The following is a 24,428-nucleotide window of genomic DNA, read 5'->3' as shown; positions in this document are numbered from 1 at the left end:
TCAAGCGCTGATCAGCCGCTCACGCAACTGGGTGATCTCGTCGCGCAATTGCGCGGCCGCTTCGAACTCCAGGTCGCGGGCGAACTGCATCATCTTGTCTTCCAGTTGCTTGATCCGCTTGGTGATCTCGCCCGGCGTACGCAGTTCGGCCTCGTAGCGGGCAGTCTCCTCCGCCGCCTTGGCCTGGGCCTTGCGCTTCTTGCTGCGAGCGCCCGGCACCGTGGCGCCTTCGAGGATATCGGTGATGTCCTTGACCACCCCCTTGGGCACGATGCCATGGGCCTCGTTGAAGGCAATCTGCTTCTCACGGCGCCGCTCGGTCTCGTCGATGGCCCGCTGCATGGAACCGGTGACCTGGTCGGCATACAGAATCGCCCGGCCATTGAGGTTACGTGCCGCCCGGCCAATGGTCTGGATCAACGAGCGTTCGGAACGCAGGAAGCCTTCCTTGTCGGCGTCGAGAATGGCCACCAGCGATACCTCGGGCATGTCCAGGCCCTCGCGCAGCAGGTTGATCCCCACCAGCACATCGAAGGTACCCAGGCGCAGATCGCGGATGATCTCCACCCGTTCCACCGTGTCGATGTCCGAGTGCAGGTAACGTACCCGCACGTCGTGATCGGCCAGGTAGTCGGTGAGGTCTTCGGCCATACGCTTGGTCAGCGTCGTAGCCAGGACCCGCTCGCCGTTGTCGACGCGCTTGCGGATTTCCGACAGCAGGTCGTCGACCTGGGTCAGCGCCGGACGCACCTCGACCTGCGGGTCGACCAGACCGGTGGGGCGCACCACCTGCTCGACCACCCGCCCGGCATGCTCGGCTTCGTAGGGCCCAGGGGTGGCGGAGACAAAGATGGTCTGCGGACTCACCGCTTCCCATTCATCGAAACGCATGGGACGGTTGTCCAGCGCCGATGGCAGTCGAAAACCGTACTCGACGAGGGTTTCCTTGCGTGAGCGGTCGCCTTTGTACATCGCACCCACCTGCGGAACGCTGACGTGGGACTCGTCGATCACCAGCAACGCGTCAGGCGGCAGGTAGTCGTAAAGGGTCGGCGGGGGTGCCCCTGCCGGGCGCCCGGACAGATAGCGCGAGTAGTTCTCGATGCCGTTGCAGTAGCCCAGTTCGAGGATCATTTCCAAGTCGAACCGGGTGCGCTGCTCCAGGCGCTGGGCTTCGACCAGCTTGTTGGCCTTGTGCAGGAATTCGAGGCGCTCGGCGAGTTCTTCCTTGATGCCGTCGACTGCCTCCAGCAGGGTCTCCCGCGGCGTGACGTAGTGGCTCTTGGGGTAGAACGTGAAGCGCGGCAGCTTGCGAAACACCTCGCCGGTGAGCGGGTCGAACGCGGCGATGTTCTCCACCTCGTCGTCGAACAGCTCGATACGGATGGCCTCCAGGTCCGATTCGGCAGGGAAGATATCGATCACGTCGCCGCGGACGCGGAAGGTGGCACGGGCGAAGTCCATCTCGTTACGGGTGTACTGCAAGTCAGCCAGGCGCCGCAGCAAGGCGCGCTGGTCGAGCTTATCGCCGCGGTCGACGTGCAGGACCATCTTCAGGTAGGTCTCGGGGCTGCCCAGGCCATAGATGCATGACACGGTGGTGACGATGATCGCATCGCGGCGTTCCAGCAGTGCCTTGGTCGCCGATAAGCGCATCTGCTCGATGTGGTCGTTGATCGAGGCGTCCTTCTCGATGAAGGTGTCCGAGGACGGTACGTAGGCTTCGGGTTGGTAGTAGTCGTAGTAGGAAACGAAATACTCCACCGCGTTGTTGGGGAAGAACGCCTTGAACTCCCCGTACAACTGCGCAGCCAGGGTCTTGTTGGGCGCCAGCACCAGGGTCGGACGCTGCACCTGCTGAATGACGTTGGCGATGCTGAAGGTCTTGCCCGAGCCGGTCACACCGAGCAGGGTCTGGTGCGACAGGCCCGCCTCGATGCCTTCGACCATCAGGCGAATGGCCTCGGGCTGATCGCCGGCCGGCTGGAAACGGGTGACGAGCTGGAACTCGGACATGTCGGACCTCGCGGTAACGCAGCAACTGTAAATTTAGCCAGTAGTCTATACCCAAATGCGTCCCGCCGGGCCTGCTTTCAAGTCCGGTATGTGAACGCTTATTGCGATGGACCCGGCAATTCGACCAATGGTTGAAAAAAAATCGCGCAAAACCCTTTAAAAGCCGCGCCAGACTGTCGCAGGGACCTGCGGGTATCACTATACTGACTCCCCGTTTGTGCACCGCTTCAGTGCATTCGGTTGGAGCGTGTACGCCCTATCACACTCCATTCAGAGCCAAGGTAACAATGAGCCTGTTTTCCGCTGTCGAGCTGGCACCCCGCGACCCCATCCTGGGCCTCAACGAAGCATTCAACGCCGATACCCGTACCGACAAGGTCAACCTCGGCGTCGGTGTGTACTGCAATGAGGAAGGCCGCATTCCGCTGCTGCGCGCCGTGATCGAAGCCGAGACCCAGCGCGCCGCCCAGCACGCTTCGCGCGGCTACCTGCCGATCGACGGCATCGCCACCTACGACCAGGCCGTGCAGAAGCTGCTGTTCGGTGCCGAATCGCCACTGCTGGCCGCCGGCCGCGTGGTCACCGTCCAGGCCGTGGGCGGTACCGGTGCTCTGAAGATCGGCGCCGACTTCCTCAAGCGCGTATCGCCCAATGCCGTGGTCGCCATCAGCGACCCGAGCTGGGAGAACCACCGCGCCCTGTTCGAAGGTGCCGGCTTCCCGGTCCAGAACTACCGCTACTACGACGCTCCGAGCAACGATGTCAACCGCACCGGCATGCTCGAGGACCTCAATGCCCTGCCGTCCGGCTCGATCGTGGTACTGCACGCCTGCTGCCATAATCCGACCGGCGTCGACCTCACCCTGGACGATTGGAAAAACGTCCTGGAGGTGGTCAAGGCCAAGGGCCATGTGCCATTCCTCGACATGGCTTACCAGGGCTTCGGTGAAGGCATCGCAGAAGACGCTTTTGCCGTGCGCCTGTTCGCCGAGTCGGGCCTGGAGTTCTTCGTTTCCAGCTCGTTCTCCAAGTCGTTCTCGCTGTATGGCGAGCGCGTCGGTGCCCTGTCGATCGTCACCGCATCCAAAGACGAGAGCACCCGCGTGCTGTCGCAGGTCAAGCGAGTGATTCGCACCACCTACTCCAACCCGCCGACCCACGGCGCCACCATCGTCGCCACCGTGCTCAACAGCCCGGAGCTGCGCCAGATGTGGGAAACCGAGCTGGCCGAGATGCGCGAGCGCATCCACGGCATGCGCAAGCAGATGGTCGAGCTGCTGGCCCAGTATGGCGCCAAGCGCGACTTCAGCTTCGTCGGTCGTCAGGTCGGCATGTTCTCCTACTCGGGTCTGACCGTCGACCAGGTGGCGCGCCTGAAGAACGACTTCGGCATCTACGCCCTGGACACCGGTCGCATCGCCGTTGCCGCACTGAACCAGAGCAACATTCACGTGGTCACCAAGGCCATCGTCGAAGTGCTGTAACTGCTTGATTTGCCAAGGGGTAGCTTGACTTCCCCTTGGCGATCAGTAAGATACGCGCAGATTCCGCGATAGCTCAGTCGGTAGAGCAAATGACTGTTAATCATTGGGTCCCTGGTTCGAGTCCAGGTCGCGGAGCCAGACATTGAAAAAGCCCCCGAGTGCGCGAGCACCGGGGGCTTTTTCGTTTGCCTTGCGTCAGTCCGGTCGCCCGATGGGATAGAACTCGCCGTGGCTCCAGACCCCAAGCCATTGCTCGCCATCGATCAGCCGCGGCACTGCCAGGTCCACCATCTGGTAGAACACGTTGCGGTGGATCAGCGCCTCGAGGTTGTGGCGTACCCGCACGTATGGCGACGGCTCCTGGGTGTCGGGGTCGGTCTCGACGCGCAGGGGGTTCTGCGGCCCGGCTTCGAAGGTGTCGTCAACATTGCTGGTAAAGCGCAGCACCTGCCCTTCCCCGCTGCCCTGCACCTCGAGCGCCACAGCGACGAACGGCGCGTCATCGACGCGGATACCTACCTTCTCCACCGGCGTGATCAGGAAGTAATCGTCGCCATCGCGGCGGATGATGGTGGAGAACAGGCGCACCATAGGCTTGCGTCCGATCGGCGTACCGAGGTAGTACCACGTACCGTCACGGGCGATGCGCATGTCGATATCGCCGCAGAAATCCGGGTTCCACAGATGCACCGGTGGCAGTCCCTTGTGCTGGGGAATCTGCGTCAGTAGATCGTTGGCCTTACCGGAATCCGTCATCACCCTGCCCTCATTCGCTCATGCCCAGAAGGCTACGAGCGTACTCGCGCATCGGCCTGGCAAGCAAATCCTCGGGACTCTTGTCGTGAAACGTCAACAAACCGCCACGACTCTTGATACGCGCGGTGTCGATCAGATAGCGGGTGTTGGTCTCGATGAGCATCATCTGCACCACGCCCGAATCCCAACCCAGGCGATCGACCGCCTGTTCGTCATACCACTCGTCGCCATTGCCTATGCGGTCATCGGTGCGGGCAAAGCGGGTGTACAACACATAATCGGCCCCTACCGAGCGAGCTTCGGCGATAGCCTGCTCCAGGCCCAGCGGCCCCTGAGCGCGGCGCACCAGTGGGAAGTATTCGACGAAGCTCTTGAAGGCCTCCTCCGCCACCGCGTTCTGCCGCGGCACCGGCCCTTTACCCGGCGGCACGAAGACGCCCTGGCCAATGAAGATGAACGAATCGGGCTGCAAGCGAATCGACAATGTGCGTCGGGTTTCGCTGTGGTCCAGCAGCCCAGCATCGCTCATCTGGCTGCGGGCGGTCTCGCCCATATCGCTGACACTCATGCAGCCGCCCAACGCCATCAGCGCCAGCAGCAAGACCAGGCTACGCATCTTTCCTCCAAATGGCCGGTGACGAAAAACCGGCGAATAGCCGCCAGATGCAGCTTTTGCGCCAGAGTCAGCCGCCGATCACCTTCATCACCGTCACTCCCCCGGCAAACGCCAGGTCCTGCTTGTCGGCAAGGGCCTTGACCAGTATCCGTTGCAGGGCCGCAAGCGCCAGATGGCGTGGCTGCTGCAGCAGGTCGCCGACGAAATGACGGTTGCTCGAAGACAGACAGCCATGCAGCCAACCGGTCGACGACAGGCGCAAGCGCGAACAGCTTCGGCAGAACGGCTCGCTCTCGTTGGCGATCACACCGAAATGACCGCCGCCAGACACTTGGTAGCGCAGCGCAGTGGCGTCCGATGGTGCTTCCACGCGTCGATAGTCGTAGTGGTTGCCGATCAGTGCCAACAGCTCGTGCAAGCCGACGAACTGTTGGCCGAAGGCCTGGGCAGCACCTGCCAGGTGCCCCATGCGCATCAGCTCGATGAAGCGCAACTCAAAGCCGTGCGTCAGGCAGTATTCGAGCAATGGCAGCACCTGATCGAGGTTCTGTCCACGCATCGGCACCATGTTGACCTTTATCGCCATTCCACGGTCACTGGCCTGCTGCATGCCGTCGAGCACGGTCGCCAAGTCGCCGCCGCGGGCAATCCGGCGAAACGCCAGCGGGTCGAGGGTATCAAGGGAAACGTTGAGCCGGCGAATCCCGGCGGCCTGCAACTGCGGCAGCTTGCGTGCAAGCAACTGGCCATTGGTGGTCAGGGTCAGGTCGGCCAGTGGCAGTTCAGCCATCGCCGCGAGAAAGCTGTCCAGCCTGGGGCTGATCAATGGCTCGCCACCGGTAATGCGTACCCGTTCGATGCCAGCGGCTTCGATCAGATAACCCACGCCCCGTGCCATGGCCTCGGCTGACAGCTCTTGCTGGGCGGCCACCAGACGCTTGCCGTCCGGCACGCAGTAGGTACAGGCGTAATTACAGGCAGCCGTCAGGCTGACGCGCAGGTTGCGAAAACGCCTGCCTTGACGATCAACGATCATGAATGACTCCGGCCAAGATGAATCGAGCCGGCAAAATCTGACTCAGAGATCAGGTTTTTGCAAGCATTCGATTCATATCCTGCCTACCGGACGTCGTGGCTCGCTATCAGGCTGCCGATTCCGGGTCGCGCTTGCGCTTGTTGCCCATGCGCACGCCGATATCCATGAGGAACTGGAAGAAGCCCTCCTGGTCCTCGAGCACATTGCTCCAGAACGGCGAGTGGTACAGCGCCACAGCGCCGTGCACCAGGGCCCAGGCCGCGCAATAGTGGAAGTACGGCGGCACGTCTTCGAGCTTGCCTTCGCTGATCCGGCCCTTGATCAGCTGAGTCAGGCGATCGAAGTTGGAAGCACGGATGCTGTGCAGCTCCTCGACCATCTCGGGTACCTGGTTGCCCTTGACCACCTTTTCCTCGAGGCGGTCGAACAGACGGTAGCGTTGTGGATCGCGCATGCGGAATTCGAAATAAGCGCGCGACAGCGCCTCCTTGTCGCGATCGACATCGGCCGAGTGCAACAGCGTGTTCAAGTCGCGCTCGTAGTCGAGCATCAGGCGCAGGTAAATCTCGGCCTTGGACTTGAAGTGCTTGTAGATCGTGCCTTTGCCGATACCGACTGCGTCGGCGATCATCTCGACGGTGACGCTGTCTTCACCTTGTTCGAGAAACAGCTTGAGCGCGGTATCGAGGATTTCCTGTTCGCGGCGGCGAAACTCACGGACCTTACGAGGTTCTTTCTGCATGGGAAGGACTGGATGACGATCGAAGCGGTTTATTATGCCTAACTTGCGGCAAATTGCACGGATGTTCCATACATATGAGTGTTTCCGGTCGCTTTTGCCGGATCAATCAATGCGCAGAGGGAGGAACCAATCCCCGGCGTATTCCAAATCTGTTTAAAAAACGACCAAGAGGCACTGGCACTGGGCCAAACCTGGCCAATACTACAAGTGTTGGCGCGGCGCATCCCCCCAGTGGCGCGCCAATAAGGGTGCCCAGGGACCGCGGTACCTTTGTTTTACTCCTAATGGTCTTAACCCGGATTCCTCCCCCAGAACCCGGGTTTTTTTTGTGTATCGGGGGGCTTGTCTTGGGTTTTGCAGCGGCTGTCAGATCTAATGCCGAACACCTGTCACCCCTCCCCCGGAAGTTCAGGCACCCCGGGCCAGGGGAAACAGCCGCTTGAAATTGGCAGTCGTCTGCTCGGCCAACTGGGCATAGCTGACCCCGCGCAACGACGCGACGTACTCCGCCACTTCACGCACGTACTGCGGCAGGTTTGGCTTGCCCCGATAAGGAATCGGCGCCAGGTAGGGCGAATCGGTCTCGACCAGCAAGCGATCAGCCGGCACCTGTCGGGCGACCTCGCGCAGCGCATCGGCATTGCGGAAGGTGACGATGCCAGACAACGAGATGTAGTAACCCAGGTCCAGCGCCGCACGCGCCATGTCCCAGTCTTCGGTGAAGCAGTGCAGCACGCCCGCCTGCGGCAGGCTGGCTTCACGCAACAACGCCAGGGTGTCGGCGCGGGCCGCGCGTGTATGTACGATCACCGGCTTGCCGGTCTGCCGCGATGCCTCCAGATGCAAGCGGAACGAGGCTTGCTGCAGGTCGGCGGCCTCAGGTTCGTAATGGTAGTCCAGGCCGGTCTCGCCGATCGCCACCACATGCGGGTGGGCAAGTTCGCGCAACAGCCATTCCAGTGCCGGCGTCTCGCCAGGCGCCAAGTCCAGCGGGTGCACGCCCACCGAGCAGTCGACATCGGCATAGCGCTCGCTGAGCGCTTTCACGGCGCCGGCATTCTCGGCGCTGACGCCGATGCACAGAAAGTGTCCCACCCCACGCTCCCGGGCAGCCTGCAAGGCTGTGTCGAGGGAACCCTGGTGGGCGCTCAGGTCAAGTCGGTCGAGGTGACAATGGGAATCTACAAGCATGATTTAACGGCACATATCGGCAAATGGAAATCAGCGGGTGCCCGGTAACTGCACCCAATGGGCGAGCAAGGCTTCGAGCAACAGCACGCGGTTGAGATTGGCCTTGCCCAGTACCTTTTGACGCTGTTCGAGGATCCACGCCTGGACCTCGAGCACTTTCGCCTGGCGACTCTTTTGCGCCAGGTACTGGACTACCTTGCGCATATCGGCCAAGCCTAGCCCCTCCTCGTCCTCGGTCAATTGGTAGCGCAGTATCAGGTGCGACCAATCGCAGAACCAGTCGAAGACCAGCAACAACGGTACGCTGTTCCAGGCTTCGGCCAACTGGCTGGGCGTCTGCTGGCCCTTGAGCAGCTTCTTGACCCCGTCAGTGACCTGTGCGCGTTGTTCAAGCACGCCCTTGGCCTGCAGGTCCACGGCCATCAATGGCGAACCGGCCGCCAGGGTCAGCAGCTCGGCGCGCTGGGCTTCATCGCTGTCGGGTAGGGCCTGGTCAAGCCAGGCCTGGCTTTGCGCCAGGCTCGGCTGCGGACAGGTGACCTGCTGGCAACGACTCTTGATGGTCGGCAACAGGCGACTGGGCTGGTGGCTGACCAGCAGCAGCACGGTATCGCCGGAGGGCTCCTCAAGGCTTTTGAGCAATGCGTTGGAGGCATTGACGTTCATGGCCTCGACCGGCTCGATCAGCACTACCTTGCGTCCCCCCAGCTGCGCGGTCTGCACCACGAACGACACCAACTCGCGGACCTGATCGACCTTGATCGGTTTGTCCGCCTCTTCCGGCTCCAGGACGAAGTTGTCGGGGTGGCTACCAGCCCTGAGCAGCAAGCAGGACTTACACTGACCACAGGCATCGAGAGCGCCGGGCTGCTGGCACAGCAGGCGGGCCATCAGGCGGTCGGCCAGGGCACGCTTGCCGATGCCCTGCGGCCCGTGCAGCAGGTAGGCATGGGCATGCCGGGCACGCCCGGCCAATTGCTGCCAGAGCGCTTGTTGCCAGGGGTAGCTATCAGCCACGGCAGCGGTCCACGATGGTCGGCACCAGGGCATCGATCGAACGCTGCACGGCCTGCAAAGGCTGCGCGGCGTCGAGTAGACAGTAGCGCTGGGAGTCGCCCTGGGCGCGCTGCAGGTAGGCCTGGCGCACAGCTTCGAAGAAGGCCTGGCCTTCCTGCTCGAAACGATCGAGGCGGCCACGGGCGGCCGCCCGGGCCAAGCCGACTTCCACCGGCAGGTCGAAGACCAGGGTCAGGTCAGGGCGCAGGTCGCCCTGCACGAATTGCTCCAGGGTGGCGATACGCTCGAGGGACAGGCCACGGCCGCCGCCCTGATAGGCGTAGGTGGCATCGGTGAAACGATCGCACAGCACCACTGCGCCGCGAGCCAGCGCCGGGCGAATGACCTCGGCCAGGTGCTGGGCGCGGGCGGCGAACACCAACAGCAGTTCGGTGTCGGCAGCCATGGGCTCATCCCTCGGCGCCAACAACAGTTCACGGACCTGCTCGGCCAGCGGCGTACCACCCGGCTCGCGGGTCAGTACCAGGTCCAGACCGTGCTCACGCAGGCGCGCGGCGAGATAGTCGCGATTGGTGCTCTTGCCCGCGCCTTCGGGGCCTTCCAAGGTAATAAACAAGCCGCTCACTAGCAGTCCTTAATGTTGTTCGTCAGGTGCTGGCACATCGGCCGGCGCAGACTCGGCGGCCGGTGCCGGCACACTGGGCTCGGCAGGTGCAGGCTGCTCGTTGGTCGCTGGCGATTCATTTTCTCCGGGCGTCTCGTCCGTTGCTGACGGTTCAGCGGGAGCTGTCCTGGGCGCCGGGCTCGAACGATAGTCGGCACGACGCTTGAGCTGGAACTCGCGCACCGCGGAGTTGTGATCGTCCAGGTCGTCGGAGAACACGTGGCTACCATCACCGCGGGCGACGAAATACAGGCTGGTGCCGTCGGCAGGATTGAGCGCCGCATGAATCGCCTCGCGGCCGACCATGGCGATCGGCGTCGGTGGCAGGCCGGTCATGGTATAGGTGTTATAGGGGGTCGGCTGACGCAGGTCGGCACGGGTGATGCGACCGTTATAGCGCTCGCCCATGCCATAGATCACCGTCGGGTCGGTCTGCAGCATCATGCCCAGGCGCAAGCGCCGCACGAATACGCCAGCGATCTGCCCGCGTTCCTGGGGAATCCCGGTCTCCTTCTCCACCAACGACGCCATGATCAGCGCCTGGTACGGGTCGCGGTAAGGCAGGTCGGTGCTTCGCTCGGCCCACTCCTTGGCCAACACTTCGTCCAAGCGCATATAGGCCTGCTGCAGCAGTTCGACATCGCTCATGCCACGCACGAAGCGATAGGTATCAGGGAAGAACCGTCCTTCGGGGAACACGCCGGAATGACCGAGCTTGTCCATCACCTCGGCATCGGTCAGGCCGTCGAGGGTGTGCTTGATCTTTTCATGCTTGGCCACAGCCGCGCGCACCTGGCGGAAGGTCCAGCCCTCTACCAGAGTCAGGTTGTACTGCACCACATCGCCCCGGCGCCAGGCATCCAGCAGGTCCTCGACGGTCATGCCAGGGGTGATGCGATATTCGCCGGTAGGCAGCGGTGTGCCGGCCATGTTGAAGCGCCAGTACAGGCGCAGCCACAGCGCATCGTCAAGCAGGCCTTCGCTCTGCATGCGATAGAACATGCGGTTGGGGTTGGTGCCGTTGGGCACGTCGAGCAAGCGCTCTTGCGTCACGTGCAGAGGCTGCTCCACCACGGAGGTGACCTTCCAGGCCGACCAGCCCAATGCCAGTCCAGCGAGGATCAGGCACATTTCCAGCAGCAGCAGGAATTTACGTCTCACAAATCAGGTATCCAGTAACGTACGGGCAACGGCCTGAAGTTTACGGGTCACAGGGCCTGGCGACCAGTTTAGGCTCAATGCAGGGATGCTGCGCACCGGCCACACACCGTACACGCTGTTGCACACGAACACTTCGTCAGCCTGCGCAAGGTCGGCCAGCGACAGGTCGCCGATCCGCACCGGCATGCCCAGCGCCACGGCCTGCTCGAGCAATACGCCGCGCATCACGCCGGCGACGCCGCAGCGGCCAAGGTCAGCGGTCTGCAAGACGCCCTGGTGCACCAGAAACAGGTTGCTGAACACGCCCTCGATCACCCTGCCCTGCACATCGCGCATCAGACCCTCGGCATGCTCGCTGTCCTGCCATTCGGCACGGGCCAGCACCTGCTCCAGGCGATTGAGATGTTTGAGGCCAGCCAACAACGGTTGTTCCGCAAGGCGGGTTTGGCAGGCGAAGAGGCAGATGCCCTGCACGGCACTAGCTTCGGGATAGGCAGGCAGTGGGCTGCCCTGAAGAATCCGCCGCGGCGCCGCGCCCACCACCGGGGCATAGCCGCGCTGACCGTCGCCGCGGGTGAGCATCAGCTTGGCGACACCTTCACCGAGCAGACTGGCGTAGCGCTGCACTTCATCGCGGACCAACGCCAGATCGGCATCGATGCCCAGGCGCTGGCAACCCAGCGCCAGGCGTGCCAGGTGGCCATCCAAGAGACTGGGCTGACCACCGCGCACGGCGATGGTCTCGAACAACCCATCGCCGTAGGCCAGGCCGCGGTTCTGCAGGTTGACTGCAGTCGCGGGCTGACCATCGATCCAGCTGTGCATCAACCGGCGAACCGGCGGAACACCAGAGAACCGTTGGTGCCACCAAAGCCGAACGAGTTCGACAGCACCACGTCGATCGGCATGCTGCGCGCTTGGTGCGGTACGAAGTCCAGGTCACAGCCTTCGTCCGGCTCGTCCAGGTTGATGGTTGGCGGCGCCATCTGGCTGTTGATCGCCAGCACACTGAAGATCGCCTCGACGGCACCCGCGGCACCGAGCAGGTGGCCGGTCATCGACTTGGTCGAGCTGACCGCCAACTTATAGGCATGCTCGCCGAACACGCGCTTGATCGCCGCCACTTCGGCGACGTCACCCGCTGGGGTGGAGGTACCGTGGGCATTGATGTAGCTGACCTGCTCGGGCTGGATGCCGGCATCGCGCAGGGCATTGACCATGCAACGGGCTGCGCCTTCGCCGCTGTCGGGTGGCGAGGTCATGTGGTAGGCGTCGCCGCTCATGCCGAAGCCAACCAGCTCGGCATAGATGGTCGCGCCACGCGCCTTTGCGTGCTCCAGTTCTTCGAGCACCAATGCGCCGGCACCGTCGGACAGCACGAAGCCGTCACGGCCCTTGTCCCACGGACGACTGGCACGGGTCGGCTCGTCGTTGCGGGTGGACAATGCGCGCGAGGCGCCGAAACCGCCCATGCCCAGGCCGCAGGCGGCCATCTCGGCACCGCCAGCGATCATCACGTCGGCTTCGCCATAGGCGATATTGCGGGCTGCCATGCCGATACAATGAGTGCCAGTGGTACAAGCGGTGGCGATGGCGTAGTTCGGCCCCTGCAGGCCCAGGTGGATCGACAGGAAACCGGAGATCATGTTGATGATCGAACCCGGCACGAAGAACGGCGAAATACGCCGCGGGCCTTGGTCATGCAAGGTCCGGCTGGTTTCCTCGATATTGGTCAGACCGCCGATGCCCGAACCCATGGCCACGCCGATGCGCTCACGGTTGGCGTCGGTAACCTCCAGGCCGGCATTACGCACTGCCTGGAAACCGGCCGCCAGACCGTACTGGATGAACAGGTCAAGCTTGCGGGCCTCTTTGGCCGACAGGTATTGCTCGACCTCAAAACCTTTCACCGAGCCGCCAAAACGGGTGGAGTAGGCGCTCAGGTCCGTGTGTTCGATCGGACCGATGCCACTGCGGCCAGCCAGAATGCCCTGCCAAGTGCTCGGTACATCCGTACCCAGTGGCGACAGCATACCCATACCGGTGACCACGACGCGTCTACGCGACACAGTACTCTCCTTTTCTAGTAACAGAGTCTCTTGCCATTGCATTCAAGGCAAAGGAATGAAATGGCAACAGGCTCTCGGTGCCCGCATAACCTGTGCACCGAAACGTGGGGCTGGCAAAGAAAAAACCGCACGCCGGCAAAGGCAGTGCGGTTCTTCTCGACAAGAAGCGTCGACTACAGCGTCTTAGGCCTGGTGGCTTTTGACGTAGTCGATGGCAGCTTGAACGGTAGTGATCTTCTCGGCTTCTTCGTCAGGAATTTCGGTCTCGAATTCCTCTTCCAGAGCCATCACCAGCTCAACGGTGTCAAGCGAATCGGCACCCAGGTCATCGACGAAGGACTTCTCAGCAGTCACTTCTTCTTCCTTGACGCCCAGTTGCTCGGCGACGATTTTCTTGACGCGTTCTTCGATGGTGCTCATACCTAGTTTTCACTCCTAATGGACATATGTCAGGCAGCTGGCCGGTGACCAATTTTATAGAAAGACATTCGCTTTTCAAGCAGAACGCACCTTCCAACGGACCACCCGACCCTCTGCCTGGAATCTGGTTGCAGCTTTATAACGGATTTTAGGCTCGGAGTATGACTCTTTTTTTACCCAATCCGTCACATTGACTTGCGTTGTTACATGTACATACCGCCGTTCACCGGTACTGTAGCGCCGGTGACGTAGGCTGCGCCGTCGGATGCCAGGAAGGAGACCACCTTGGCGATTTCCTCGGCCTGACCCAGGCGGCCCAGCGGAATCTGGGTCTGCAGGGCCTCGCGCTGCGCTTCTGGCAGCTCACGGGTCATGTCGGTATCGATGAAGCCCGGGGTTACCGAGTTGACGGTGATGTTGCGCGAGCCTACCTCACGCGCCAGGGCGCGACTGAAGCCTTCCAGGCCTGCCTTGGCGGCAGCGTAGTTGACCTGGCCGACGTTGCCCATGGCACCGACGACCGAACCGATGCTGATGATACGACCCCAACGCGCCTTGGTCATGCCACGCAACACGCCCTTGGACAGACGGTAAAGGCTGTTCAGGTTGGTGTCGACGACATCGAACCACTCGTCGTCTTTCATCCGCAGCATGAGGTTGTCACGGGTGATACCGGCATTGTTGACCAGGATCGCTGGAGCGCCGAACTGCTCGCCGATGGCCGCGAGCACAGCGCTGACGGACTCGTCGCTGGTCACGTTGAGTTCCATGCCGGTGCCCTGGATGCCGTGCTCCTTGAGGGTGGCGGCAATACGCTCGGCGCCCGAAGCGGACGTGGCGGTACCGATCACGATCGCGCCCTGACGGCCCAACTCGAGGGCGATGGCCTGGCCGATGCCACGGCTGGCGCCGGTGACCAGTGCTACTTTACCTTGCAGGCTCATGCAAGCTTCTCCAAATTCAGGCCAGCGCCGCACGGGTGGCGGCGACGGCGTCGGGGGTATTGAGGTTGTAGGTGGTCACACCGTCGGCGCAACGCTTGTTGAGGCCCGCCAGGACCTTGCCTGGACCGCACTCGACCAGGTTGACCGCGCCATTGGCGGCCAAGGTTTGCACGCATTCCACCCAACGTACCGGCTGGTACAGCTGCGCCAGCAGGTCATGCTTGAGCGCGTCGAGGTCTGCGGCGATGGCGGCGGTAACGTTCTGCACCACCGGGATCTGCGGCGCCTTCCACTCGATGGCATTGACCGCCTCGGCGAAGCGCTCGGCAGCCGGCTTCATCAGTGCGCAGTGCGACGGCACGCTGACTGCCAGGGGCAAGGCACGCTTGGCACCCTTGGCCTTGCACAGTTCGATGGCGCGATCGACCGCAGCCTTGTTACCGGCGATGACCACCTGGCCTGGCGAGTTGAAGTTCACCGCACTGACCACTTCGTCTTCAGCCGCTTCGGCACAGATGTCCACCACCACGGCGTCGTCCAGACCCAGAATCGCGGCCATGGCACCATGACCGGCCGGTACCGCTTCCTGCATCAGTTGACCACGGCGCTCCACCAGGCGCACCGCGTCTTTCAGACTGATGCTGCCGGCAGCGACGAGAGCGCTGTATTCACCCAGGCTGTGGCCGGACACGAAGGCCGGACGAGCGCCGCCCTCCTCCAGCCACAGACGCCACAGTGCGATGGACGCAGTGAGGATTGCCGGCTGAGTCTTGTCGGTTTGGTTGAGTTGTTCCTCCGGACCCTGCTGGACCAATTGCCACAGGTCGTAGCCCAGAGCCTCGGAAGCTTCCTTGAAGGTCTCGATGATCACCGGCTTTTCAGCACCGAGTTCGGCGAGCATGCCCAGCGACTGGGAACCTTGACCGGGGAAGACGAATGCGAGGGATGCAGACATTGAACAAGCCCTTATGATCTTGTCGTCGAATAGAGTGCGCCAGGCCTAGGGCCAGGCGCGGAATCTGTTAGCTTGGATGGAGACGCGGACCAAGCGGTCACATTTAAGCATCTCGCGACCGATATGCCTAAGGCCTTTGTACGCGCAGATGCGACAGATACAAACACTAAGGCAACAAATCCTCGAGCCGCCCGTGCAGGCGCTGCGGCAGGTTTTCCTGGATCTCGATCAGCGCCCGATGGATCGCACTCTGGAATCCCTGCACGCCCGCAGAGCCATGACTCTTGATCACGATACCCTGCAGCCCGAGGAAGCTCGCGCCATTATGCCGCGCCGGCGCCAGATCGGCCTGCAAGCGTTTGAGCAACGGCATCGCCACCACCCCAGCCAGACGTGACAGAGCGCCACCTTTGAACAGCTGCTCGATCCGCGCCCCGATCATGGTCGCCAACCCTTCGCTGGACTTGAGCAGGATGTTGCCGACGAAACCGTCGCACACCACCACGTCCGCTTCGCCACGGTACAACCCATCTCCCTCGACGAAACCGACGTAGTTCAACCCACGCGCGCCCTGCAACAAGCTGGCGGCCAGCTTGACCTGCTGGTTGCCCTTGATGTCCTCGGTACCGATGTTGAGCAGCGCCACCCGTGGCCGGTGGATACCCAAGGCTTGGGCGGCCACCGACCCCATGACGGCGAACTGATAGAGGTTCTCGGCGCTGCAATCGACATTGGCGCCCAAGTCCAGCAACTGGCAGCACCCCGTCTGGGTCGGGATAGCGGCGACCATGGCCGGACGATCGATACCCGGCAGGGTCTTGAGGACGAACCGCGAAAGCGCCATCAGCGCCCCGGTATTGCCGGCACTGACGCAGGCCTGGGCCTTGCCGTCACGCACCAGTTCCAGGGCGATGCGCATCGACGAATCCGGTTTGCCGCGCAACGCCTGAGAAGGCCGCTCGTCCATGCCGATCACCTCGTTGGCCGGCACGATCTGCAGGCGCGCGCGATCCGCAGCCGCAAGGCCACCGACAAGCTCTTCAAGGAGGGAGGGTTGACCGACGAGGGTCAGGTGCAACGAGGGTGTAGCCGAAAGGCAGGCAATGCTAGCCTGGACAATGCTGCGGGGACCGAAGTCCCCGCCCATTGCGTCGATCGCGATGATCTGAGCGGACAAGGATTACTCGTCAGCGCCCTTGTCGATCACTTTGCGACCACGGTATACGCCTTCTGGCGAAACGTGGTGGCGCAGGTGGACTTCACCGGTGGTTTTTTCTACCGACAGCGCGTTTTCCGACAGGGCGTCGTGGGAACGGCGCATGTCACGGGCAGAGCGGGATTTTTTGTTCTGCTGAACAGCCATAATTGATTAACTCCTAAACGTTTGGGTCACGCTTTAACTGCGCCAAAACACTGAACGGGTTGGACCGCGATACCTCGTCCTTGCTCGATTCGGGCTCGTCTGCGCCCGCCGGCTGCTGGCATTCTTCCGGATGATGAGCAGGCACGATAGGCAAGGCGAGCAACAGCTCCTCCTCGACCAATGCCTGCAGATCCAAAGGATCTTCGCCCAGTTCCAGCACGTCATAGCCTTTCGGCAACGACTGGGTATTCGCACCCTCTTTCACCACGGCGTATGTGCATTCGCTGTGGATCGGCAGGGTGACCAGCTCAAGACAACGCTGGCAAACCATCTTGACCTCGACGTCCAGTTCGCTGTGGATAACCACGACGTGCTGTTCGTCTCGTTCAAAATCGAACTTCGCCTGCACCGTACCGACATCGTCGGAAAGCGGGTCGCAGAGTCTTTCCAAATCAGCGAGTTGCAGCGAACCAGTGATGGTTACGCCACGATCAGCTAATTTGCGCGGGTCAACGTGAGGTGGAATCGGGTCATTCAACATAGGCGCAGCATTCTAGGGATGCCCCCCGTCCCTGTCAAAGGAAATTCGGCGGCATCGCGCATGTTAGAATCGGGCTCATCCGACCAGGAGTCTATCATGCTTCCCCTGTTACTGGCTTCGAGCTCTGCCTACCGCCGCGAACTGCTGACCCGCCTGCGCCTGCCCTTCATCTGGGCAAGCCCCGATATAGACGAAAGACGCCTGGATGAGGAACCAGCTGCCGACTTGGTGCGACGACTCGCCAAGGCCAAGGCCGAGGCGTTGGCGGCGGACTATCCAGGGCACCTGATCATAGGCTCGGACCAGGTCGCGGTGCTGGGCGAACAAGTGCTGGGCAAGCCACACACCTTCGAGCGCGCCTGCGAGCAATTGCTCGAAGCCAGCGGACAGCAGGTCACGTTCCTGACCGGGCTGGCATTGCTCAACAGCAGCACCGGGCGCTGCCAGGTGGACTGCGTGCCGTTCACCGTGAACATGCGCGAACTGGACCGCGAGCGCGTGGAGCGCTACGTGACGGCGGAGCAGCCACTCGATTGCGCGGGGAGTTTCAAGGCGGAAGGGTTGGGAGTGAGTTTATTTCAAAGCACCCACGGGCCGGATGCGACCAGTTTGATCGGGCTGCCACTGATTCGGCTGGTGGATATGCTGACCCAGGAGGGGGTGGTGATCCCGTAGCACGTCGGGAGACAGAGGGCGGCGCTCGATCTCAGAGCCACCACCGCCCTCAAACGCCCCCGAGAATCACCGCAACTGCGGCCCCTGGAAGCCCATCCACATGGCCAGATGCTCTGCGACACTGGCCCCGATACGCTTGGAGAATCGATCGAACGGCGACTCCTGGACGGTAAAGTCCACCAACTCCTTCTCACCGACGATATCGCGCGCCACGTAACTGGCACTCCCCAAGCCATCCACCAGCCCCAGCGCCTGGGCCTGCTCACCCGACCAGATCAGGCCACTGAACAGCTCCGGATGCTCTTTGTCCTTCAGGCGCTCGCCACGCCCTTGCTTGACCATGGCGATGAACTGCTGATGAGTGGTATCCAGCACACCTTGCCAGAACTTGGTTTCCTCGGGTTTCTCCGGGGAGAACGGATCAAGAAACGCCTTGTGCTCACCCGATGTGTACGCCCGCCGCTCGACACCCAGCTTCTCCATGGCACCGACGAACCCGTAGCCAGCCGCCGTGACGCCGATCGAGCCGACCAGACTGGCCTTGTCGGCATAGATCTCGTCAGCCGCACTGGCGATGTAATAGGCACCTGACGCGCCCAGGTCGGTGATCACCGCATAGAGCTTGATCTGCGGATGCTCGCCGCGCAGGCGGCGGATCTCGTCATACACATAACCGGCCTGCACCGGGCTGCCGCCCGGACTGTTGATGCGCAGCACCACGGCCTTGGTCTTGGGATCCTTGAAGGCTTCGCGCAGGCCCTTGATGATGTTGTCGGCGCTGGCCGCCTCCTGGTCGGCAATCACCCCTCGCACCTCCACCAGCGCCGTGTGGCTGGCGCTGCGCGATGCGGCCTTGTCCATATCGGTCAGCGGCAGGAACAGCGCCAGGATGCCGAACAGGTAGACGAAGGTCAGCAGTTTGAAGAAGATCCCCCAACGCCGCGCGCGACGCTGCTCTTGAATACCCGCCAGAAGGGTCTTTTCGAGCAGCTTCCAGCTTTTGCGCTCCTCGCGCTCTGCCGGCTCGGGCTCAGGTGCTTTCCACTCGTCTGTCATGCTCACCTACCTTGGATTGGGAATTGCGCGGAACCGGCCAACCACTCGCGTAGCTGGGAAAAGCGCTCGATGCAGACCTGCGGACCGAACTCGGCCAGGGCCTGCAGCGACATGGCACCATAGCCGACGGCGACCGAATGCATGCCGGCATTGCTGGCCATCTGCAGGTCGAATGCTGAATCTCCGACCATCAGGGCCCGCCCAGGTTCGACCCGGCAGTGCTGGAGTATCTCCTCGAGCATCAACGGGTGCGGCTTACCACGGGTTTCATCTGCTGCGCGGGTAATATCGAAGTAGCGCTCCCAACCGTGCGCCTTGAGCACCCGATCCAGGCCGCGACGCGCCTTACCGGTGGCAACCGCCATGCGGTAACCCTCGACACGAAAGGCCTCCAGCGACTCGGCCACGCCTTCGAACAGTGGCGAGGGCTCCTGATCGAGGGCCATGTACACATCAGCGTAGTGCTGGCGAAACACCGCAACCTGATGCGCATCCAGATGCGGGTACAAGACCGAAATGGCCTCGCCCAAGGCCAGACCGATGATGCCCTTGATAGCATCGTCCCGACTCGGTGCCTCGCCGGCACGCTCGGCGGCAAGGTTCATCGCCTCGACGATGCGACCGATGGAGTCGGCCAGGGTCCCGTCCCAATCGAAGATCAGCAGCTGGTAATCAGGTCGCACTCAAACGCTCCACGGTCTTGGCCCAGACCTCGTCCACCGGAGCCTCGAGCTTGAGCTCGCCGCCATCGGGCAGCGGCACGGTCAGCGCATAGGCATGCAGGAACAGGCGCTTGCCGCCCAGTTCGCGGATCTCGCGACTGAAATCTTCGTCGCCGTACTTGCTGTCACCGGCGATCATGTGCCCGGCATGCAGGGTGTGCACGCGAATCTGATGGGTACGGCCCGTGATAGGCCGCGCCTCGACGATGGTGGCGAACTCGCCGAAGCGGCGCAGCACGCGAAACATCGTCAACGCCTCCTTGCCTTCGTCGTTGACTTCGACCATGCGCTCACCGGAGCGCAAGTTGCTCTTGAGCAGAGGTGCGTTGACCTGCTTCTTCGAGGTTGGCCAATGGCCACGCACCAGGGCCATGTAGCGCTTGTCGACGCCATCGCCACGCAACGCGGCGTGCAGGTGGCGCAGCATGCTGCGCTTCTTGGCGATCATCAGCAGACCGGACGTATCGCGATCGAGCCGGTGCACCAGCTCGAGCTCCTTGGCATCGGGACGCAACTGGCGCAGCGCCTCGATCACGCCGAAGCTCAGGCCGCTGCCGCCATGCACGGCGATGCCGGCGGGCTTGTTCATCACGATCAGCGCCTTGTCTTCGTAGACGATAGCCGCCTCCAGGCGCTGCAGCAGCCCCTGGGCCACCGGCGCCGGCTCGTCGCGCTCGGGCAGACGGACGGGCGGCACCCGCACGATGTCGCCTGCCTGCAGTTTGTACTCGGGTTTGATGCGGCCCTTGTTGACCCTGACTTCGCCCTTGCGCAGGATGCGATAGACCAGGGTCTTGGGCACACCCTTGAGGGCCGTGATGAGGAAATTGTCGATGCGTTGGCCGGCAAGCTCCGGCGCGACTTCGATCAGCTGAACGCCGGAAGTCGGAGGGGTATTGGTCGTCATGGCGGGATCATAACAATTTTTTATGGAATTGAAGCACTTAATCATTACTGCTATAGTCGCGAACGCCGCCAAAAGCGGCAGGCCAGCGGAACCAGGCCCTCGGCCGGCCCCTGACCAACGCAATTCTCCAGGACGCGAGGCCGTCCTACGGGGTTTTCGCCAGTTTACCGAATTGCCTGGAATCGCCACCAGCGCCGTGTAGAGAAGACCGAAAAAAAACGACAAGTGCGGTGTTTCACCTGCTTACCCGCTTCTTTTCGCCGCACCTCTGCCCCGCCTCGATGCTTCCACGCAACCCCGGGCGAATGCTTCGGAAATACCTGCCTTGGACATGAATGGCGTCAGCGCGGTAGCGCGCTGGCGAAAAATGCAACCCGTTGCGGATTCAGCGCGCGGCAGCACCCGAATTATCAGGGATACGTGCAGGGTGGAGATGCACAGCCCTCGGACCGTGTAGCACCGCGTCCGGCCACCGGCCCAAAGACATTGCCGGCGAGCGGATAAGGTCCTGAAAAGATGCCTCCGGGCGTCCACGGCTGACGGTTGATTCCTCCTCCTGACTGAGTGCACGGGGCCGGCAAGTTGATTCGGATATCGATCGGATATCGCATCAGTTGGCACAAGGCCTCGTTGGCACCGCAGCAAACAGGACGCGTCGTCGCGACAACGGCAGGCTGGGCAACCGGCTGGTGCCGAACGTCGCCAGACACGGGGGTGGCCCGGCCATCCTTTGCGCACCTTGGCACCGACCATTGAGAAGTCGTGTGTGCCGAACGCCGTTTCCGGCAGCCCGGAAACCGACGGTACAACATGAAAAGAATGCTGATTAACGCAACTCAACCCGAAGAGTTGCGTGTAGCCCTGGTGGACGGCCAACGTCTGTACGACCTGGACATCGAGTCCGGCGCCCGTGAGCAGAAAAAGGCCAACATCTACAAAGGCAAGATCACCCGCATCGAACCCAGCCTCGAAGCCGCCTTCGTCGACTTCGGTTCCGAGCGTCACGGCTTCCTGCCGCTGAAAGAAATCTCCCGCGAATACTTCAAGAAGACCCCGGAAGGCCGCGTCAACATCAAGGACGTGCTCAGCGAAGGTCAGGAAGTCATCGTCCAGGTCGAGAAGGAAGAGCGCGGCAACAAAGGCGCCGCCCTGACCACCTTCATCAGCCTGGCCGGTCGCTATCTGGTACTGATGCCGAACAACCCGCGCGCCGGCGGCATCTCCCGCCGCATCGAGGGCGAGGAGCGCAACGAACTGCGTGAAGCGCTCAACGGCCTGACCGTTCCCGGCGACATGGGCCTGATCGTGCGCACTGCCGGCCTTGGCCGCAGCAGCGAAGAAATGCAGTGGGATCTCGATTACCTGCTGCAACTGTGGAGCGCCATCAAGGAAGCCTCCGAAGACCGCGCCGCGCCGTTCCTGATCTACCAGGAAAGCAACGTCATCATCCGCGCCATCCGCGACTACCTGCGTCAGGACATCGGCGAAGTGCTGATCGACAGCATCGACGCACAGGAAGAAGCCCTGACCTTCATCCGCCAGGTGATGCCGCAGTACGCCAGCAAGGTCAAGCTGTACGAAGACAGCGTCCCGCTGTTCAACCGCTTCCAGATCGAAAGCCAGATCGAAACCGCCTTCCAGCGCGTGGTCGACCTGCCGTCCGGTGGCTCGATCGTGATCGACCCGACCGAGGCTTTGGTATCCATCGACATCAACTCGGCGCGCGCCACCAAGGGTAGCGACATCGAGGAAACCGCCCTGCAGACCAACCTGGAAGCGGCCGAGGAAATCGCCCGCCAGTTGCGCCTGCGTGACATCGGCGGCCTGATCGTCATCGACTTCATCGACATGACCCCGGCGAAGAACCAGCGCGCCGTCGAAGAGCGTGTGCGCGAATGCCTCGAAGCCGACCGCGCCCGTGTCCAGGTAGGCCGCATCTCGCGTTTCGGTTTGCTGGAAATGTCGCGTCAGCGACTGCGCCCATCGCTCGGCGAAAGCAGCGGCATCGTCTGCCCACGCTGCTCGGGCACCGGCATCATCCGTGACGTCGAGTCGCTGTCGCTGGCGATCCTGCGCCTGATCGAGGAAGAGGCCCTCAAGGACCGCACCGCCGAAGTGCGCGCCCAGGTACCGATTCCGGTGGCGGCCTTCCTGCTCAACGAGAAGCGCAACTCGATCACCAAGATCGAACTGCGCACCCGTGCACGCATCATCATTCTGCCGAACGACCACCTGGAAACCCCGCACTTCGAAGTCCAGCGCCTGCGCGACGACAACCCGGAAGTGCTGAACAACCAGTCCAGCTACGAAATCGCCGCCGCCGAAGCCGAAGAAGCACCGCAGCCGACCGCCACCCGCACCCTGGTGCGCCAGGAAGCGGCGGTCAAGACTGCCCCGGCGCGCGCCAACGCCCCGGTTCCGGCTGCCGCCGAGGAGCCGCAGCAGCCCGCCGCGACCCCCGCCCCCAGCGCGCCTGAGCCGAGCCTGTTCAAGGGTCTGGTGAAGTCGCTGGTGAGCCTGTTCGCCGGCAAGGACGAACCCGCAGTTGCCGCCCCGGCCGTGACTACCGAGAAGCCTGCCACCGAGCGCCCGCAGCGTAACGAGGAGCGTCGCAACGGTCGCCAGCAGAGCCGCAATCGCAATGGCCGTCGCGATGACGAGCGCAAGCCGCGGGAAGAGCGCGCCGAACGCGCACCACGCGAAGAGCGTCAGCCTCGCGAAGACCGTGCACCTCGTGAAGAGCGCCAGCCTCGTGAAGAGCGAGCGCCTCGTGAAGAGCGCGCCCCACGCCAGCCACGCGAAGACCGCCGTGGCAACCGTGAGGAGCGCGTACGCGAACTGCGCGAGCCACTGGACGCTGCACCAGCCGCCCGCGAAGAGCGTGCACCTCGTGAAGAACGCGCACCGCGCGAAGAGCGTGCTCCACGCGAAGAACGCGCACCGCGTGAAGAGCGTGCTCCACGCGAAGAACGTGCTCCACGTGAAGAGCGCGCACCGCGTGAAGAGCGTGCTCCACGTGAAGAGCGCGCACCGCGTGAAGAGCGTGCCCCACGTGAAGAACGCGCGCCGCGAGCGCCTCGCGAAGAGCGCCAGCCACGTGCAGCCGAGCAGGCTGCAGAGCAGGCCGAGGAGCAGCTGCCGAACGAAGAGGCACTGCAGCAGGACGAACAGGAAGGCACCGATGGCGAGCGTCCACGTCGCCGCTCCCGTGGCCAGCGTCGTCGCAGCAATCGTCGTGAGCGCCAGCGTAATGCCAATGGCGAGCTGATCGAGGGTGGCGAGGAAGAAGGCAGCGAAGAGCAGCCACAACAGCACCAGGCCAGCGAGCTTGGCGCTCAACTGGCCGCCGGGGTGGCCGTCACTGCAGCCGTCGCCTCCAGTAACATCAGCGCCGAAGCCGAAGCCGAGGCCAACCAGCAGGCCGAGCGCGCTACTGCCGACACCGCGGTCACCGACAACAGCGAAGCCACCCCGCCGGTCGAGCAGGCTGAAGGGGTTGCCGAAACCGCTGCCGAGGTCGAGGAAGTGGCTATCGCGCCAGTGGTCGAGCAGCCGGTCAGCGAGCCGGTCGCCGTGGTCGAAGCCGGTAGCGAACCTGTGGTCGAGGTCACGCCAGAGCCAGTCGTCGAACAAGCGCCTGCCGCCCTGCCGGTAGTGGTCGCCGAAACGCCGGTAGAGACCGCGGAGCAGGCACCTGCTGTGGAACCCGTTGAAGCCGAGCAGACGCCAGTCGTCGTTGAGGCGGCTCCGGTCGTCGAACAGCCAGTCGCCGTCGTCGAGGCCCAGCCAGAAGCAGCTACCGAAGCCGCCCCGGTGGTCGAACAAGCCGCTCCTGTCACCGCCGAGCCCGCCCCGGTCGAAGCACCGGCAGTGGTCGAGGCCGCGACCGTGATGCTGCCTAACGGTCGCGCCCCGAACGATCCACGTGAAGTGCGCCGCCGCAAGCGTGAAGCCGAGGCAGCCGCCAAAGCCGCCGAGGCTGCCGCCGCTGCTGTGCCTGCCGAACAGGCAGCGCTGGAAACCGCCGATGAGCACAAGCCTCATCACGGTTGATAGCCACGGCTGAATGAAAAAGCCCCGCCAGTGCGAACTG

General features: G+C 62.8%; 23 protein-coding genes and 1 tRNA gene. 4 read left to right on the top strand and 20 right to left on the bottom strand.

The features are described from left to right. Entirely contained in the window at positions 1-2,016 is a 2,016-nt protein-coding gene (gene uvrB / locus KY379_RS00565) for an excinuclease ABC subunit UvrB (RefSeq protein ID WP_133332019.1), read from the bottom strand. 287 nt (positions 2,017-2,303) lie between these two features. On the opposite strand from uvrB, the gene KY379_RS00560 reads away from it, so the two are divergent. Beyond that, entirely contained in the window at positions 2,304-3,500 is a 1,197-nt protein-coding gene (locus KY379_RS00560; protein WP_133332018.1) for an amino acid aminotransferase, read from the top strand. A 62-nt stretch (positions 3,501-3,562) separates the two neighbouring features. Continuing rightward, positions 3,563-3,638 (top strand) — tRNA-Asn (locus KY379_RS00555). 57 nt (positions 3,639-3,695) lie between these two features. Here the strand turns inward: KY379_RS00555 and KY379_RS00550 are convergent. The 16 genes from KY379_RS00550 to KY379_RS00475 form a co-directional block, all read right to left on the bottom strand. Continuing rightward, on the bottom strand, positions 3,696-4,256 hold the full coding sequence (locus KY379_RS00550) for a DUF1285 domain-containing protein (protein WP_196173756.1): 561 nt from the start codon (positions 4,254-4,256) through the stop codon (positions 3,696-3,698). A 10-nt stretch (positions 4,257-4,266) separates the two neighbouring features. Next, a complete protein-coding gene (locus KY379_RS00545) occupies positions 4,267-4,872 on the bottom strand; it encodes a DUF4823 domain-containing protein (RefSeq protein WP_133332016.1) in 606 nt (201 codons plus the stop codon). 67 nt (positions 4,873-4,939) lie between these two features. After that, positions 4,940-5,908 (bottom strand): GTP 3',8-cyclase MoaA, encoded by a 969-nt coding sequence (locus KY379_RS00540; RefSeq protein WP_133332015.1) that lies wholly within the window; start codon positions 5,906-5,908, stop codon positions 4,940-4,942. A 106-nt stretch (positions 5,909-6,014) separates the two neighbouring features. Then, positions 6,015-6,650, bottom strand: coding sequence for a TetR/AcrR family transcriptional regulator (locus KY379_RS00535; protein ID WP_133332014.1), 636 nt, complete (start codon positions 6,648-6,650; stop codon positions 6,015-6,017). 408 nt (positions 6,651-7,058) lie between these two features. Then, positions 7,059-7,841 (bottom strand): TatD family hydrolase, encoded by a 783-nt coding sequence (locus tag KY379_RS00530; protein WP_261240259.1) that lies wholly within the window; start codon positions 7,839-7,841, stop codon positions 7,059-7,061. Positions 7,842-7,871: 30 nt separating this feature from the next. Next, complete coding sequence (locus tag KY379_RS00525) at positions 7,872-8,858, bottom strand: DNA polymerase III subunit delta' (RefSeq protein WP_261240258.1); 987 nt, start codon at positions 8,856-8,858, stop codon at positions 7,872-7,874. After that, positions 8,851-9,483 carry a dTMP kinase gene (gene tmk, locus KY379_RS00520; protein WP_196173760.1) on the bottom strand — a complete coding sequence of 211 codons (633 nt, stop codon included), beginning with the start codon at positions 9,481-9,483 and terminating at the stop codon, positions 8,851-8,853. The genes KY379_RS00525 and tmk overlap by 8 nt, the downstream gene beginning before the upstream one ends. A gap of 9 nt (positions 9,484-9,492) precedes the next feature. Then, entirely contained in the window at positions 9,493-10,683 is a 1,191-nt protein-coding gene (gene mltG / locus KY379_RS00515; RefSeq protein WP_261240257.1) for an endolytic transglycosylase MltG, read from the bottom strand. 3 nt (positions 10,684-10,686) lie between these two features. Continuing rightward, the gene (pabC, locus tag KY379_RS00510) at positions 10,687-11,508 is read right to left on the bottom strand and encodes an aminodeoxychorismate lyase (RefSeq protein WP_261240255.1); all 822 of its coding nucleotides are present in this window, start codon (positions 11,506-11,508) and stop codon (positions 10,687-10,689) included. Continuing rightward, on the bottom strand, positions 11,508-12,752 hold the full coding sequence (gene fabF / locus KY379_RS00505) for a beta-ketoacyl-ACP synthase II (protein ID WP_133332008.1): 1,245 nt from the start codon (positions 12,750-12,752) through the stop codon (positions 11,508-11,510). The genes pabC and fabF overlap by 1 nt, the downstream gene beginning before the upstream one ends. A 183-nt stretch (positions 12,753-12,935) precedes the next feature. Further along, complete coding sequence (gene acpP / locus KY379_RS00500; RefSeq protein WP_043214413.1) at positions 12,936-13,172, bottom strand: acyl carrier protein; 237 nt, start codon at positions 13,170-13,172, stop codon at positions 12,936-12,938. 203 nt (positions 13,173-13,375) lie between these two features. Continuing rightward, the gene (fabG, locus tag KY379_RS00495; protein ID WP_136913578.1) at positions 13,376-14,116 is read right to left on the bottom strand and encodes a 3-oxoacyl-ACP reductase FabG; all 741 of its coding nucleotides are present in this window, start codon (positions 14,114-14,116) and stop codon (positions 13,376-13,378) included. A 16-nt stretch (positions 14,117-14,132) separates the two neighbouring features. Then, positions 14,133-15,071 carry an ACP S-malonyltransferase gene (fabD, locus tag KY379_RS00490; protein WP_133332006.1) on the bottom strand — a complete coding sequence of 313 codons (939 nt, stop codon included), beginning with the start codon at positions 15,069-15,071 and terminating at the stop codon, positions 14,133-14,135. Between the two features lie 166 nt (positions 15,072-15,237). Then, complete coding sequence (plsX, locus tag KY379_RS00485; RefSeq protein WP_261240249.1) at positions 15,238-16,248, bottom strand: phosphate acyltransferase PlsX; 1,011 nt, start codon at positions 16,246-16,248, stop codon at positions 15,238-15,240. Positions 16,249-16,251: 3 nt separating this feature from the next. Next, on the bottom strand, positions 16,252-16,434 hold the full coding sequence (gene rpmF / locus KY379_RS00480; RefSeq protein WP_010223221.1) for a 50S ribosomal protein L32: 183 nt from the start codon (positions 16,432-16,434) through the stop codon (positions 16,252-16,254). 13 nt (positions 16,435-16,447) lie between these two features. After that, positions 16,448-16,975, bottom strand: coding sequence for a YceD family protein (locus KY379_RS00475; protein ID WP_133332004.1), 528 nt, complete (start codon positions 16,973-16,975; stop codon positions 16,448-16,450). A gap of 96 nt (positions 16,976-17,071) precedes the next feature. Between KY379_RS00475 and KY379_RS00470 the strand changes: the two genes are divergently transcribed. Next, positions 17,072-17,650, top strand: coding sequence for a Maf family protein (locus KY379_RS00470; RefSeq protein ID WP_261240246.1), 579 nt, complete (start codon positions 17,072-17,074; stop codon positions 17,648-17,650). 66 nt (positions 17,651-17,716) lie between these two features. Here the strand turns inward: KY379_RS00470 and KY379_RS00465 are convergent, their stop codons facing one another. The 3 genes from KY379_RS00465 to rluC are packed head-to-tail and all read right to left on the bottom strand — an operon-like array spanning position 17,717 to position 20,335. After that, a complete protein-coding gene (locus KY379_RS00465; protein ID WP_133332002.1) occupies positions 17,717-18,706 on the bottom strand; it encodes a S49 family peptidase in 990 nt (329 codons plus the stop codon). Positions 18,707-18,708: 2 nt separating this feature from the next. Further along, on the bottom strand, positions 18,709-19,389 hold the full coding sequence (locus KY379_RS00460) for an HAD family hydrolase (protein ID WP_133332001.1): 681 nt from the start codon (positions 19,387-19,389) through the stop codon (positions 18,709-18,711). Then, positions 19,379-20,335 carry a 23S rRNA pseudouridine(955/2504/2580) synthase RluC gene (rluC, locus tag KY379_RS00455; protein WP_133332000.1) on the bottom strand — a complete coding sequence of 319 codons (957 nt, stop codon included), beginning with the start codon at positions 20,333-20,335 and terminating at the stop codon, positions 19,379-19,381. Before rluC ends, KY379_RS00460 begins: the two co-directional genes overlap by 11 nt. Positions 20,336-21,145: 810 nt before the next feature. Between rluC and rne the strand changes: the two genes are divergently transcribed. Further along, positions 21,146-24,388 carry a ribonuclease E gene (gene rne / locus KY379_RS00450; protein ID WP_261240244.1) on the top strand — a complete coding sequence of 1,081 codons (3,243 nt, stop codon included), beginning with the start codon at positions 21,146-21,148 and terminating at the stop codon, positions 24,386-24,388. The last annotated feature ends 40 nt before the right edge of the window (positions 24,389-24,428 follow it).

Source organism: Pseudomonas sp. HD6422, assembly GCF_025377065.1.
In the GTDB taxonomy this organism is placed as follows: Bacteria; Pseudomonadota; Gammaproteobacteria; order Pseudomonadales; family Pseudomonadaceae; genus Aquipseudomonas; species Aquipseudomonas putida_U.
The sequence above is the reverse complement of the archived record's forward strand: the minus strand, read 5'-3'. Positions and strand labels throughout refer to the sequence as shown.

Bases quoted from the DNA above. Each gene is read 5' to 3' on its own strand.
- uvrB (WP_133332019.1), bottom strand. From the start codon at position 2,016: ATGTCCGAGTTCCAGCTCGTCACCCGTTTCCAGCCGGCCGGCGATCAG.
- KY379_RS00560 (WP_133332018.1), top strand. From the start codon at position 2,304: ATGAGCCTGTTTTCCGCTGTCGAGCTGGCACCCCGCGACCCCATCCTG.
- KY379_RS00550 (WP_196173756.1), bottom strand. From the start codon at position 4,256: ATGACGGATTCCGGTAAGGCCAACGATCTACTGACGCAGATTCCCCAG.
- KY379_RS00545 (WP_133332016.1), bottom strand. From the start codon at position 4,872: ATGCGTAGCCTGGTCTTGCTGCTGGCGCTGATGGCGTTGGGCGGCTGC.
- KY379_RS00540 (WP_133332015.1), bottom strand. From the start codon at position 5,908: ATGATCGTTGATCGTCAAGGCAGGCGTTTTCGCAACCTGCGCGTCAGC.
- KY379_RS00535 (WP_133332014.1), bottom strand. From the start codon at position 6,650: ATGCAGAAAGAACCTCGTAAGGTCCGTGAGTTTCGCCGCCGCGAACAG.
- KY379_RS00530 (WP_261240259.1), bottom strand. From the start codon at position 7,841: ATGCTTGTAGATTCCCATTGTCACCTCGACCGACTTGACCTGAGCGCC.
- pabC (WP_261240255.1), bottom strand. From the start codon at position 11,508: ATGCACAGCTGGATCGATGGTCAGCCCGCGACTGCAGTCAACCTGCAG.
- acpP (WP_043214413.1), bottom strand. From the start codon at position 13,172: ATGAGCACCATCGAAGAACGCGTCAAGAAAATCGTCGCCGAGCAACTG.
- fabG (WP_136913578.1), bottom strand. From the start codon at position 14,116: ATGAGCCTGCAAGGTAAAGTAGCACTGGTCACCGGCGCCAGCCGTGGC.
- fabD (WP_133332006.1), bottom strand. From the start codon at position 15,071: ATGTCTGCATCCCTCGCATTCGTCTTCCCCGGTCAAGGTTCCCAGTCG.
- rpmF (WP_010223221.1), bottom strand. From the start codon at position 16,434: ATGGCTGTTCAGCAGAACAAAAAATCCCGCTCTGCCCGTGACATGCGC.
- KY379_RS00475 (WP_133332004.1), bottom strand. From the start codon at position 16,975: ATGTTGAATGACCCGATTCCACCTCACGTTGACCCGCGCAAATTAGCT.
- KY379_RS00470 (WP_261240246.1), top strand. From the start codon at position 17,072: ATGCTTCCCCTGTTACTGGCTTCGAGCTCTGCCTACCGCCGCGAACTG.
- KY379_RS00465 (WP_133332002.1), bottom strand. From the start codon at position 18,706: ATGACAGACGAGTGGAAAGCACCTGAGCCCGAGCCGGCAGAGCGCGAG.
- rluC (WP_133332000.1), bottom strand. From the start codon at position 20,335: ATGACGACCAATACCCCTCCGACTTCCGGCGTTCAGCTGATCGAAGTC.
- rne (WP_261240244.1), top strand. From the start codon at position 21,146: ATGAAAAGAATGCTGATTAACGCAACTCAACCCGAAGAGTTGCGTGTA.